General features: G+C 43.4%; 5 protein-coding genes. 4 read left to right on the top strand and 1 reads right to left on the bottom strand.

Features of this window, described 5'->3' with window-relative positions:
- Positions 1-50: 50 nt before the first annotated feature.
- Positions 51-4676, top strand: a complete 4626-nt coding sequence (locus TOL9009_RS0118115) for a beta strand repeat-containing protein (protein ID WP_029634037.1) — start codon at positions 51-53, stop codon at positions 4674-4676.
- Positions 4677-4777: 101 nt separating this feature from the next.
- On the opposite strand, the gene TOL9009_RS0118110 is transcribed toward TOL9009_RS0118115, so the two are convergent.
- The gene (locus tag TOL9009_RS0118110; protein ID WP_029634036.1) at positions 4778-5404 is read right to left on the bottom strand and encodes a Uma2 family endonuclease; all 627 of its coding nucleotides are present in this window, start codon (positions 5402-5404) and stop codon (positions 4778-4780) included.
- A gap of 345 nt (positions 5405-5749) precedes the next feature.
- Between TOL9009_RS0118110 and TOL9009_RS42225 the strand changes: the two genes are divergently transcribed.
- The 3 genes from TOL9009_RS42225 (at position 5750) to TOL9009_RS44570 (ending at position 14968) form a co-directional block, all read left to right on the top strand.
- Positions 5750-10249, top strand: a complete 4500-nt coding sequence (locus tag TOL9009_RS42225; RefSeq protein ID WP_186227592.1) for a two-partner secretion domain-containing protein — start codon at positions 5750-5752, stop codon at positions 10247-10249.
- A gap of 67 nt (positions 10250-10316) precedes the next feature.
- Complete coding sequence (locus TOL9009_RS49455; protein WP_051502943.1) at positions 10317-10784, top strand: filamentous hemagglutinin N-terminal domain-containing protein; 468 nt, start codon at positions 10317-10319, stop codon at positions 10782-10784.
- Positions 10727-14968, top strand: coding sequence for a beta strand repeat-containing protein (locus TOL9009_RS44570; protein ID WP_051502942.1), 4242 nt, complete (start codon positions 10727-10729; stop codon positions 14966-14968). The genes TOL9009_RS49455 and TOL9009_RS44570 overlap by 58 nt, the downstream gene beginning before the upstream one ends.

Here is a 14968-nt window from a genome sequence, read left to right as displayed (position 1 = left end):
ATTGACAATAAAAAGATAATCTGGTAACAAACCTATAAAGGTAATATTATATGGAATGGAGTTGGAAAAGGCTCTTTCTCTTGACTACTTGTTGCACTCTGGGTTTGATGACCAGCGTTAGAGCGCAAGTTTCCGCTGATGGAACATTATCTACCACCGTTACCAGCCCCAATAACTTAAATTTCACCATCAATAATGGCGATCGCGTTGGAGGAAACCTTTTTCACAGCTTCAGAGAATTTTCTGTCCCCAATGGTGGTTCGGCTGTTTTCCAAAATGCTGCGGATGTGCAAAATATTATCAGCCGTGTAACAGGAGGTTCTTTATCTCAAATTAATGGTTTAATTCAAGCTCAAGGTAGCGCGAACTTATTTTTACTCAATCCGGCTGGTATTTCCTTTGGACAAAATGCTCGTTTAAGTATTGGTGGCTCATTTTTTGCGACCACAGCTGATAGTTTATTGTTTGGTGACGGGATTGAATTTAGTGCCACCAATCCGCAAGCAGCACCTTTATTAACCGTAAATATTCCTATTGGTTTGCGGTTTCGGGATAATGCGATCGCTTCTCAAGCTGGTTTTGGTCAATCAAATGCAGTGGTAAACGCGGGTAATTTAACTGTCAACCCCGGACAAAACTTAACTTTAATCGGTGGCACAGCTATAAATGCAGGACAACTCAATGCTCCTAGTGGTGAAGTTACTTTAGCTTCTGTCAACAGTGAAAGTATTGCAAGTTTACAACCAACAGGCTCACTTTTAAGTTTAGAGGTTGTTGGAGATAAACAAATTGGAAGTGACATTTCTCTCGCACCTTTATTAAATATTCCTGGTTTTACAGTCAATGGCAACGGTGGAATTGAATTCGCCGGCATTTTAGTCCCAAATCAAGCAGGCACCACAATTGTCACAGGAAGTATCAATACATCCAGTCCCACATCTGGCGGGACTGTGAAAATACTGGGCAATCAAGTAGGATTGTACCCAGGTGCGCTAATAAATGCCTCTGGAAACACTGGGGGAGGCACTGTTTTGGTGGGTGGTAATTACCAAGGACAGGGACAATTATTAAATGCCTTGGCAACCTATGTCAGCCCATCGGCAACTATTCTGGCAAATGCTTTAACTCAAGGTAATGGTGGTAAAATTGTAGTTTGGAGTGACCAGTCAAGCCGAGTATACGGGACTTTACAGGCAAAAGGCGGGGCAGAATTTGGCGATGGTGGTTTAATTGAAACATCTAGTTTCAAGTTCTTGGATGTGGCAGGTGTTGCAGTTGATGCCAGCGCTAGCAATGGCTTACCAGGAACCTGGTTAATCGATCCGCGTAATGTTAGACTGGGATCTTCTAATACCTCAGGTAGCTTTAGCGTTGGTAATCCTAACGTTTTCACCCCTAACGGTGATGATGCCATAGTTGACATCCGGGAGATTGAGACTCATCTGAGTAATGGCAACAACGTCATCATCACCACTGGCAACACTGGTACCCAAGAAGGCAATATTACTAATGATAGTTTTGGCTTCAACACAACCAACACCGTTCCAGTTTCACTAACGTTACAAGCTGCAAACGACATTAATCTCAGTGGTTTTGGCATTACTGGACTTCTTTCACTAACATTACAAGCTGCAAACGACATTAATCTCAGTAGTTTTGGCATTAATGGACCATTGAACATAGTTCTAGAAGCAGACAGCGATAAATCAGGTCAGGGCAATATTAGTATTAGCAGGGCAGCAATTGACACTATAGGAGGGCAGTTTACAGCGACTGCCGCAGGTTTGATTTCCTTAAATAATGGTGCTGGAATTAACAGTATCAATGCCAGTAACCAAGCAGCCGCTCCAATTAATATTACTGCTGCCAATCTTACTCTCGAAAGTGGTGGTGGCATCACCAGCAGGACTTCTGGGGCTGGAAAAGCCGGAGATGTCAATATTACTGCCGCCAATCTTACTCTAGAAGGTGGTGGCATTACCACCGCGACTTCTGGGGCTGGAAAAGCCGGAGATGTCAATATTACTGCCGCCAATCTTACTCTGGAAAGTGCGGGCATCACCAGCGCGACTTCTGGGGCTGGAAAAGCTGGAGATGTCAATATTACTACATCCCAATCAATTGCACTTTTGGGAAGCAGCGGCATTAATAGTCATATTGGCAACGTAGATAATCAAGGAATGGTCAGTAATACTGACGGTACAGGTGATGGGGGAAATGTCACTATCAAAACTAATTCGCTGTTAATTCAAAATCAAGCTGGTATTGGTGGTATAGGCAGAGGCAGTGGAAATTTAGGAACAGTTAATGTGACTGCTAATGATATTCAACTGCGAAATCAAGGTGTAATTAGTAGCAATGTCACAGGAAACGTAAATACTGGAAACGCAGGAGACGTGAATGTTTCCGCGAAAACAATTACATTAGATAATACCATCATTCGCAGTTCTACCGATGGTAATGGATCTGCCGGCAATATATCACTCCTTGTTGGTGATGCGATCGCTTTAACAAATGGTTCATCAATAAATACCAGCATCTCTGGCAGAGGAAATGCTGGCAATGTGACACTTAGAGCAGAAAATGGAGATATCTCCCTTGCTGGTGTGAGTAACATCTTTAGTACAGTGGAGTCTGGAGGAATGGGCAATGCGGGGAAAATTGATATTATCACCAGAAATCTTTCCCTAACTGATGGTGCCCAACTGCAAACTTTAGTTAGTGCTGGAGCGCAACAGAGTAATGCTGGTAACATTACCGTTCAAGCTAGTGGTACTGTTAGGATTGCTGGTCGCAATTCAAATGGAAATCGTAGTGCTATTTTGAGCAATGTACTGTCAGGAGCCAGCGGTAATGGAGGCAATATTATCATCAACGCTGGCTCTATTTTCACTGATGACGCTTTATTAATAGCGAGTGGAGGGAATGGACTTGCAGGAGATATCACTCTCAATGCTCGTGATGCGATCGCTTTAACAAATGGTTCATCAATAAATTCCAGCATCTCTGGCAGAGGAAATGCTGGCAATGTGACACTGAGAGCAGAAAATGGAGATATCTCCCTTGCTGGTGTGAGTAACATCTTTAGTACAGTGGAGTCTACAGGAATGGGCAATGCTGGTAAAGTTGATATTATCACCAGAAATCTTTCCCTAACTGATGGTGCCCAACTACAAACTATAATTCGCGCTGGAGCACAACAGAGTAATGCTGGTAACATTACCGTTCAAGCTAGTGGTACTGTTAGGATTGCCGATCGCAATTCAAATGGAAGTCCTAGTGCTATTTTGAGTAATGTACTGTCAGGAGCTAGCGGGAATGGAGGCAATATTATCATCAACGCTGGCTCTATTTTCACTGATGACGGTTTATTAATAGCGAGAAATGAAGGGAATGGATCTGCCGGCAATATATCACTTCAAGTTCGTGATGCGATCGCTTTAACAAATGGTTCTCAAATAAATTCCAGCATCTCTGGCAGAGGAAATGCTGGCAATGTGACACTGAGAGCAGAAAATGGAGATATCTCCCTTGCTGGTGTGAGTAACATCTTTAGTACAGTGGAGTCTGGAGGAACGGGCAGTGCTGGGAAAATTGATATTATCACCAGAAATCTTTCCCTAACTGATGGTGCCCAACTGCAAACTTTAGTTAGTGGTGGTGGAGAACAGAGTAATGCTGGTAACATTACCGTTCAAGCTAGTGGTACAGTTAGGATTGCCGATCGCAATTCAAATGGAAATCGTAGTGCTATTTTGAGCAATGTACTGTCAGGAGCCAACGGTAATTCAGGCAATATTATCATCAACGCTGGCTCTATTTTCACTGATGACGCTTTATTAATAGCGAGAAATGAAGGGAATGGACTTGCAGGAGATATCACTCTCAATGCTCGTGACCAAGTTTCCCTCAACCAAAGCAGTATCCAGAGCGACGGTAATTCAGGTAATGGTGGTGATATTACACTCAACATAGGCAACTTTCTGCGATTGCAAAATGAAAGCTTGATCTCTGCTAACGCACGCGGTCAACAAGGTGGAAACGGCGGTAACATCACAATCAATACTCCTTTCATTGTCGCTTTTCCCCAAAATAACGACATTACTGCTAATGCTGGCAGAGGTAGCGGTGGGCAAGTCATAATTAATGCTACTTTGTTTGGTATAGCCCCACTCAGCGCAGCAGATTTGCGAAGATTACGTCCTAACGATTTAGATCCCAGACAATTATCTACAAATGACATCACTGCTATTTCACGAGATAATCCGTCTTTGAATAATAATAATGTGCAAGTGACTTCTCCAGATGTTGACCCCAGTCGCGGGTTAGTTGAACTACCAGAAACTGTCACAGATACCACACAACAAGTTGCTCAAAATCCTTGTAGACAAGGCATCGGCAATGAATTTATTGTCACCGGACGCGGTGGTTTACCAACAAGTCCTAATGAAGCTCTCAGCAGTAATAATGTCCGCGTTGATTTGCTACAACCTGTTGCCAGTTCCGGCAATTCTCCCAGCGCAACTATAAAACCTGCAACCACTGTTACTGCGAGACGCGTACCAGCCCAAGGATGGATATTTAACAATAAAGGTCAGGTAGTTCTCACCGCATACGATCCTACCAATACAGGCTCTCAACGTCCTTTTAGCACTGCGGCTTGCCCAGCGCGTTAACATTTTTTTAAATTTGTAGTAGGCACTAAAGTGCCTAAAATAACCCAATACGGTTGGTGTTAAAGATTTTTAGTGGCGTGCGATTTTAATCGTCGCGGCTTCTATACCGAATCAAAAATCTGTTGCGCGGTCAAGTTTAACTGCGGGAAAGTAGGCGATACCATACGGTCAGTTCCTCGAAACGGGGTCATTTGATATTCGCCGTCAATTAATTCGCACACAAAAATTGTAGGCTGTTTGGGATTGCCGATAAATTTACGCCCGCCCAACGCAGCATAGTCCACAATCCAGTATTCGGGTATTCCCATTTCTTCATAATCCCCGAATTTATCGTAATAATCATCACGCCAATTGGTTGAAACGACTTCGACCACTAAGGGAACGGATGCGGGTAAGGATACGGTTGATTGCTTATCCCACAAGAGTTCATTTACAACATTGTCGTAATTTAGTACCAAAATATCAGGGGAATAGGTAGTGTCATCACCGGGTGTTTTTACAAACGCAGTTTTGGGAATGCGGTACGGTAGTCCCATCTGCAAAAATTGAAAAGTTATTTGTGCGGCTAAAAATCCGACAACACCCTCATGTTTGCCTGTTGGTGGGGGCATTTCGATTATCACTCCTTTGTGTAGCTCGTAACATAAGCGTGAATTTTCTGGATACCATTCGATGAATTCATCAAAGGTAAATAGTTTTGGTTCCGTTTGTGTTTGTGTTTGGGTCATAACGTGCAATGCATCTCTTTCCACTCAATGTATCGCGCTATGAATTAATTTTTTGGGATAATTTATTTTTTGGAACTCCCGAAAGAAAGTTTTCCGCAAACAAAATCAGCCCCGACGATTAAAATCGCGGCTACACAAACAAAGTCCGCCTACGCGGACTAATCTGGAAATAGGGTTTCAAATTTAATTTGGCGAGAGTAATAAAAAAGCGTTAAAAAGGCACTGCTGCTGCTTGTCCTGCGCGTTAACATTTTTTGACAATTTTATTGACAAGAAAAAGGTAATTTGGTAACAAACCTAAAAAGATAACATTATATGCAATGGAGCTGGAAAACGCTTTTTCTCTTGACTACATGTTGCACTCTGGGTTTGATGACCAGCGTTAGAGCGCAAGTTTCCCCTGATGGAACATTATCTACTACTGTTACCAGCCCCAATAACTTAAATTTCACCATCAATGATGGGAATCGCGTTGGAGGAAACCTTTTTCACAGCTTCAGAGAATTTTCTGTCCCCAATAATGGTTCGGCTGTTTTCCAAAATGCTTTGGATGTGCAGAATATTATTAGCCGTGTAACGGGAGGTTCTTTATCTCAAATTAATGGTTTAATTCAGGCTCAAGGTACCGCGAACTTATTTTTACTCAATCCGGCTGGTATTTTCTTTGGACAAAATGCTCGTTTAAATATTGGTGGTTCATTTTTTGCAACCACAGCTGATAGTTTATTGTTTGGTGACGGGATTGAATTTAGTGCCACCAATCCGCAAGCAGCACCTTTATTAACTGTGAATATTCCCATTGGTTTGCGATTTCGGGATAGTCCAGGAAATATTACTAATCAATCTGTGGTACAGGATAACACTGGTTTTGGTATAGGACTTCAGGTAAATCCAGGAAACTCCTTGGCGCTGGTAGGTGGTAACGTCAGTTTAGAACAAGGTGGAAGACTGACAGCAGCAGGAGGAAGAATTGAGTTAGGAGGTTTGGCAGGAGCGGGAACTGTAGGATTACAAACTACTGGCAATACGTTTACGTTGAACTTCCCTGCAAATGGTTTGTCAAACGTCAGTTTACTTGATGATGCACGAGTAGCTGTGCGGAGCAATGGGGGGGGAGAGATTGTAGTTAACGCGAATATCTTTACAGCAACCAATGGTGGACGACTGGTAGGTGGTATTGAAGGTATCGCAACAAGAAACGGAGGCGATATTATTGTCAATTCCAATGAGTTTAACATCTCTGGTGTTGGGCAGAGTGGAATTGGGGCTGGAATCGGTCAACAAGTAGTAGATGGTGCTTCTGGCAATGCAGGTAATATCATCGTCAATACCAAATCCTTTAATGCTTCATCAGGGGCGCAGTTGCAAAATAGTGTACTGTTTACAGGAACAGGGAATGCAGGTGATATTACCATTAATGCTGGAACAATTTCCTTTGTTAATGGTAGTTCGATAAATGCCGATACTTTTGGTAATGGAAATGCAGGCAACGTAACGATCAATGCGAGCAATATCTCTTTTGATGGAGTATCAAGCGATGGATTTACCTCTGGCATTTTCAGCAATATCGAAGAGAATGCTGTAGGCAACGCTGGTGGCATTGACATCACCACAGGAACACTTTCTCTCAAAAATGGTGCTGAAATTAGTACCGGCACCTTTGGTGCGGGAAACGCAGGGAGTGTAAAAATTCAAGCTAGCGATATCTCTTTTGATGGAGTAGGAAGCAATGGACGTTCTTCTGCGATTTTCAGCGCTGTGGCAGAGAACGGTAGAGGTAACGCTGGTGGTATTGACATCACCACAGGAAAACTTTCTCTGAGAGATGGCGCTTTTCTAACTGCTAGCACCTTTGGCATGGGAAATGCAGGCACCGTCAAAATTCAAGCTAGCGATATATCCTTTGATGGAGTAGGAAGCAATGGATTTTCTTCTGGAGCCTTCAGCGCAGTGCAAGGGGATGCTGTAGGCAACGCTGGTGGCATTGACATCACCACAGGAACACTTTCTATAACAAATGGCGGGGTTGTAAATGCTAGCACTTTTGCCACAGGAGACGCAGGCACAGTTAAAATTCAAGCTAGCGATACTATTTTTGCTTCCGGGGTAGGAAGCAATGGAGTTACCAGTAGCATCCGAAGTAATGTGGAAGATAACGCCATCGGCAATGCAGGTGGTGTTGACATCTCTACAAAAAACTTATTTTTCACTAATGGCGCTCAAATTACTGCTGGCACTTTTGGCAGAGGAAATGCAGGGAGTCTGAAAATTCAAGCTAGTGATATCTTTTTTGATGGGGTAGGAAGTACTGGATTTACTTCTGGAATTTTCAATAATGTGGGAAGTTTTGGTATAGGCAATGGCGGTGATATTGACATCACCACAGGAACACTTTCTCTGACAAATGGCGCGGTTTTAAGTGCTAGCACTTTTGGCAGAGGAAATGCAGGCAATATATCACTACAAGTTGGTGATGCGATCGCCCTAACTGACTCCAGCCAAATCGCGAGCTTTGTCGGATCAGGAGGGGAAGGAATTGGCGGTGATATCGATATTCGTGGGCGATCGCTTACTTTAACAAATGGTTCTCAAATAAATTCCAGCACCTCTGGACAAGGAAATGCCGGCAATATATCAATACAAGTTGGTGACGCGATCGCCCTAACTGACTCCAGCCAAATCGCGAGCTTTGTCGGATCAGGAGGGGAAGGAATTGGTGGTGATATTGATATTCGTGCGCGATCGCTTACTTTAACAAATGGTTCACAAATCCAAGCTAGTCTTTTTCGTCGAGTCGGCGATATTCCTGGTGGTATTGGTACAGGAGGAAGTATCAAGATTAATGCTTCAGATTTTGTCAATATTTCTGGTTTCGATCCTGTTTCGCTATTTCAGAGTGGAATATTCGCTTCCGCCGAAACAGGTTCAACTGGATCAGGGGGAAGTATAGACATTACTACTGGTGCTTTTCGTTTAACAAACTTGGGAATTGTAACAGCTGGAACTGCGAATGGTAATAACGGAGGCGATATTACCATAAATGCCAAGACTTTTGAAGTAACAAATGGACTAGTTCAAACATCTCTTTCTGGACAATCAGAAGCTGGTAGATTATTCAGTGCTGGTGATATTCAGTTAAATGTTACTGATTCCGTAAGTCTCAAAGATAGTTCTGTAATAAATTCCAGCACCTCTGGACAAGGAAATGCCGGAAATGTATCACTACAAGTTGGTGATGCGATCGCTTTAACAAATAATTCTCAAATAAATTCCAGCACCTTTGGAATAGGGGATGCAGGCAATATATCACTACAAGTTGGTGATGCGATCGCCCTAACTGACTCCAGCCTAATTACGAGCTTTGTCGGACAAGGAGGGGAAGGAATTGGTGGTGATATCGATATTCGTGGGCGATCGTTCACTCTCACAGAGGGAAGTCAGATACTAACAGCTCTTTTCCGTGAAGGAAATGGTTTAAGTGGTGGAAAAGGAAGAGCGGGAAATATTGAAATTAATGCTGCGGATTTTATCAATATTCTTGGTGTTGATACAACAGGATTCTCTAGTGGATTGTTTGCCAGTGCCGAAAGAGGTACAACCGCAATCAGTCCTCAAGCTGCGGGAAACATTAATCTTACCACTGGTGACTTTCGCATAGCAGATGGCGCGGTGGTCAATGCCTTAACTGACAATTCTGGTGACGCTGGAAACATCACCATAAACGCCAATACCTTTACAGCTAGTGGTGGCGGACAACTAATCACAACTACTCGCAACAGTGGAAATGCTGGAAATATTAACCTAAATATTCGCGATCGGATTACGATTTCTGGTAGTGACCCTAACTTTAATCAACGATTTGAACAAGCTGCACAATCTGGTCCATTTGATGACATTGTTAACAATCAAGGACCCGCAAGCGGTATCTTCGCTAACACTGCTTCTGCCTCTACAGGTAATGGGGGAAGTATCACTATTAAACCTTTGCAGAATAGGTTCCCAACAATTGCGATTAGTGACGGTGCTGAGGTAACGGTAGATAGTCAGGGACAGGGACAAGGTGGTGAAATTTCCATTACGGGAAATACTTTGAGCCTTGATCGCGGAATTATCAGCGCCTCAACTCAATCAGCTGACGGTGGTGATATTACACTGAACTTACGGGACTTTCTCCGGTTGCGTAACGAAAGCCTCATTTCTGCTTTTTCAAGGTTCGATGGAAACGGCGGTAACATAACCATTGATGCTCCTTTCATTGTGGCTTTTCCCCGGAATAACGATATTGCTGCCAATGCTGGCAGGGGTAGCGGTGGACAAGTCCTAATTAGGACTAGACGTTTGTTTGGAATAACCCCACTGAGTCTGGTAGATTTGGAGAGGTTGCGTCCTAACGACCTAGATTTTAGACAATTACCCACAAGTGACATTGTTTCATCTTCACCATTAGGTCCTCAGGTGCTATTGACTTCCCCAGATGTTGACCCCAGTCGCGGGTTAATTGAATTGCCAGAAACTGTCACAGATACCACACAAAAAATTGCTCAAAGTCCATGTAGACAAGGTTTTGGCAATGAATTTGCTGTCACTGGACGCGGTGGTTTACCAACAACTCCTAATGAAACTCTCAGCAGTAACAATGTCCGCGTTGATTTGCTACAACCTGTTGCCAGTTCCGGCAATTCTCCTAGCGCAACTATAAAGCCTGCAACCACCGTTACTGCAAGACGCGTACCTGCCCAAGGATGGATATTTAACGATAAAGGTCAGGTAGTTCTCACCGCATACGATCCTACTAATACAGGTTCTCAACGTCCTTTTAGCACTGCGGCTTGTCCAGCGCGTTAACATTTTTTGACAATTTTATTGATAAGAAAAAGGTAATCTGGTGGCAAACCTATAAAAGTAACATTATATGCAATGGAGTTGGAAAAGACTCTTTATCTTGACTACGTGTTGCACTCTGGGTTTGATGACCAGCGTCAGAGCGCAAGTTTCCGCTGATGGAACATTATCTACCACTGTTACCAGCCCGAATAACTTAAATTTCACCATCAATAATGGCGATCGCGTTGGAGGAAACCTTTTTCACAGCTTCAGAGAATTTTCTGTCCCCAATAATGGTTCGGCTGTTTTCCAAAATGCTTTGGATGTGCAGAATATTATTAGCCGTGTAACGGGAGGTTCTTTATCTCAAATTAATGGTTTAATTCAGGCTCAAGGTACCGCGAACTTATTTTTACTCAATCCGGCTGGTATTTTCTTTGGACAAAATGCTCGTTTAAATATTGGTGGTTCATTTTTGCAACCACAGCTGATAGTTTATTGTTTGGTGACGGGATTGAATTTAGTGCCACCAATCCGCAAGCAGCACCTTTATTAACTGTGAATATTCCCATTGGTTTGCGATTTCGGGATAGTCCGGGAAATATTACTAATCGATCTGTGGTAGAGGATAACACTGGTTTTCCTGTAGGACTTCAGGTAAATCCAGGAAACTCCTTGGCGCTGGTAGGTGGTAACGTCAGTTTAGAACAAGGTGGAAGACTGACAGCAGCAGGAGGAAGAATTGAGTTAGGAGGTTTGGCAGGAGCGGGAACTGTAGGATTACAAACTACTGGCAATACGTTTACGTTGAACTTCCCTGCAAATGGTTTGTCAAACGTCAGTTTACTTGATGATGCACGAGTAGCTGTGCGGAGCAATGGGGGGGGAGAGATTGTAGTTAACGCGAATATCTTTACAGCAACCAATGGTGGACGACTGGTAGGTGGTATTGAAGGTATCGCAACAAGAAACGGAGGCGATATTATTGTCAATTCCAATGAGTTCAACATCTCTGGTGTGGGACTTCAAAGTGAATTTGAGGCTGGAATCGCTCAACAAGTAGTAGATGGTGCTTCTGGCAATGCAGGTAATATCGTTGTCAATACCAAATCCTTTAATGCTTCTTCAGGGGCGCAGTTGCAAAATAGGGTACTGTCTACAGGAACAGGGAATGCAGGAAACATCTCTATCACTAGTAATTCACTATCCCTTACAAACGCTTTCATAGATTCCAGTACTTCTGGTAATGGAAACGCAGGCAATATATCACTACAAGTTGGTGACGCGATCGCATTTACTGATTCTAGTATTGTCACTGCCAATGTACAGCCAGGAGCTTCAGGCAGGAGTGGCAATATTGACATTCAAGGGCGATCGCTTACCGTCACAGATGGTTCTCAAATCCAAGCTGGTCTTTTTCGTCAAGACAGTGATCTTCCTGGCAGTATCGGCACAGGAGGAAGTATCAAGATTAATACTTCGGATTTTGTTGATATTTCTGGTTTCAGTTTTTCTAATGGACGTAGTGGAATATTTACTCCCGCCGAAACAGGCTCAAATGGACCTGGGGGAAGTATAGACATTACTACTGGTGCTTTTCGCCTAGCAAACTTTGCAATTGTAATTGCTGGAACTGCGAATGGTAATAATGGAGGCGATATTACCATAAATGCCAAGACCTTTGAAGCAACAAATGGACTAGTTGAAACAACTCTTTCTGGACAGGCAGAAGCTGGTAGATTAGTCAGTGCTGGAAATATTCAGTTAAATGTCTCTGATTCCGTAAGTCTCAAAGATGGTTCTGTAATAAATTCCAGCACCTCTGGACAAGGAAATGCAGGCAATATATCACTACAAGTTGGTGACGCGATCGCCTTAACAAATGGTTCTGTAATAAATTCCAGCACCTTTGGACAAGGAAATGCCGGCAATATATCATTACAAGTTGGTGATGCGATCGCCTTAACAAATGATTCTGTAATAAATTCCAGCACCTCCGGAATAGGAAATGCAGGCAATATATCACTACAAGTTGGTGATGCGATCGCCTTAACTGACTCTAGTACTATCACCACCAATGTACAGCAGGGAGGTTCAGGCATAGGTGGCGATATCGACATTCGGGGGCGATCGCTTACATTAACAGGTGGTTCTCAAATCCAAGCTGGTCTTTTTGCTGAAACAAACGGTGTTCCTGGTGGTAACGGCACAGGAGGAAGTATCAAGATTAATGCTTCAGATTTTGTTGATATTTCTGGTTTCAATCCTGTTTCAAGACTCCGCAGTGGAATATTTACTCCCGCTGAAACAGGCTCAACAGGACCTGGGGGAAGTATAAATATTACTACTGGTGCTTTTCGTTTAACAAACTTTGGAATTGTAACAGCTAGAAATGATAATGGTAATAACGGAGGCGATATTACTATAAATGCCAAGACATTTGAAGCCACAAATGGACTAGTTCAAACATCTCTTTCTGGACAAGCAGAAACTGATGGATTATTCAAGGCTGGTGATATTCAGTTAAATGTCACTGATTCTGTGACTCTCAAAGATAGTTCTCGCCTAATTTCTAGTAGTTTTGGAGAAGGAAATGCAGGCAACGTGACTATTTCTGCGGATGGTGCTGTATCCCTAGAGAACGTAAGCCGGATTTTCAGCACCATCGAAAGCACAGGCAAAGGCAATGGTGGTCAGGTTAATATCCAAGCTGGATCGCTTTCTTTAAAGGATGGTTCCACTGTTGGGGTTAGCACCTTTGGACAAGGTAATGCAGGCAGCGTTATTATTAAAGTCCAAAACACATTTTCTGCGGATGGAGTAGGAACTGATGGATTTTCTTCTGGAATCTTCAGCAGTGTGGCAGAGAACGGTATAGGTAACGCTGGTGGTATTGACATCAGCACAGGAACACTTTCTCTCTTCAATGGCGCGGTTATCAATGCCAGCACCTTTAACAGGGGAAATGCAGGCACAGTCAAAATCCAAGCTAGCGATATCTCTCTTGATGGAGTAGGAACTGATGGGTTTTCTTCTGGAATCTTCAGCACCGTTCAAGGGGATGCTGTAGGTAACGCTGGTGGTATTGACATAACTACAGGAACTCTTTCTCTCTTCAATGGCGCGATTATAAATGCCAGCACTTTTGCCACGGGAGACGCAGGCACAGTCAAAATCCAAGCTAGCGATAGTATCTTTGCTTCGGGCGTAGGAAGCAATGAAGTTATCAGTAGCATCCAAAGTAATGTGCAACAAAACGCCATCGGCAATGCAGGTGGTATTGACATCTCTACAAAAAACTTATCTTTCGCTAATGGCGCTGAAATTACCGCCATTACATTTGGCAGAGGAAATGCAGGCACAGTCAAAATCCAAGCTAGCGATATCTCTCTTGATGGGGTCGGAAGTACTGGATTTTCTTCTGGAATCTTCAGCACCGTCCAAGGGGATGCTGTAGGTAACGCTGGTGGTATTGACATCAGCACAGGAACACTTTCTCTCTTCAATGGCGCGATTATAAATGCCAGCACTTTTGCCACAGGAGACGCAGGCACAGTCAAAATCCAAGCTAGCGATAGTATCTTTGCTTCGGGCGTAGGAAGCAATACAGTTATCAGTAGCATCCGAAGTAATGTGCAAGATAACGCCATCGGCAATGCAGGTGGTATTGACATCTCTACAAAAAACTTATTTTTCACCAATGGCGCTCAAATAATTGCCAATACTTTAAGTAATGGAAATGCAGGCAACGTGACGATTAGTGCAAGCGATCGCGTATCTTTTACTGGAGTTAATAGCGGTATATTTGCTAACACTGCTTCTGGCTCTACAGGTAATGGGGGAAATATCACCATTCAACAAGAGCAGAATAGGTTCTCAACAATTGCGATTAGTGACGGTGCTGAGGTAACGGTAGATAGTCAGGGACAGGGACAAGGTGGTGAAATTTCCATTACGGGAAATAGCTTAACCCTCGATCGCGGAATTATCAACGCCTCAACTGCTTCAGGTGACGGTGGTAACATCAATTTGAACTTACGAAACTTTATCCGGTTGCGTAACGAAAGCCTAATCTCTGCTTCTGCTGGTGGAAACGGAAACGGCGGTAACATCACAATCAACTCTCCTTTCATTGTCGCTTTTCCCCAAAATAATGACATTATCGCTAACGCTGTTGGTGGTAGCGGTGGACGAGTCACAATCAACCGTAGCGCTATTCTATTTGGCATAGCCCCACTCCGTCGAGCAGATTTACTAAGGTTGCTTGGTGACGGCAATCTAGATCCCAGACGATTGCCCACAAGTGACATCACTGCCTTTTCAGAGCAAAATTCCAACTTTGGTGACAACGTGCAAGTGACTTCCCCAGATGTTGACCCCAGTCGCGGGTTAGTTGAATTACCAGAAACAGTCACAGATACCACACAACAAGTTGCTGAAAATCCTTGTAGACAAGGTTTTGGCAATGAATTTATTGTCACTGGACGCGGTGGTTTACCAACAAGTCCTAATGAAACACTTAGCAGTGATAATGTCCGCGTTGATTTGCTACAACCTGTTGCCAGTTCCGGCAATTCTCCTAGCGCAAATATAAAGCCTGCAACCACCGTTACTGCAAGACGTATACCTGCCCAAGGATGGATATTTAACGATAAAGGTCAGGTAGTTCTCATAGCATACGATCCTACTAATACAGGTTCTCAACGTCCTTTTAGCACTGCGGCTTGCCCAGCGCGTTAA

Source organism: [Scytonema hofmanni] UTEX 2349, from assembly GCF_000582685.1.
Taxonomy (GTDB): domain Bacteria; phylum Cyanobacteriota; class Cyanobacteriia; order Cyanobacteriales; family Nostocaceae; genus Hassallia; species Hassallia hofmanni.
This window is presented reverse-complemented; position numbering and strand designations above follow the sequence as displayed.

Excerpts from the sequence above, each read along its gene's own strand:
- TOL9009_RS49455 (WP_051502943.1), top strand. The coding sequence starts at position 10,317 with ATGCAATGGAGTTGGAAAAGACTCTTTATCTTGACTACGTGTTGCACT.
- TOL9009_RS0118115 (WP_029634037.1), top strand. The coding sequence starts at position 51 with ATGGAATGGAGTTGGAAAAGGCTCTTTCTCTTGACTACTTGTTGCACT.
- TOL9009_RS0118110 (WP_029634036.1), bottom strand. The coding sequence starts at position 5,404 with ATGACCCAAACACAAACACAAACGGAACCAAAACTATTTACCTTTGAT.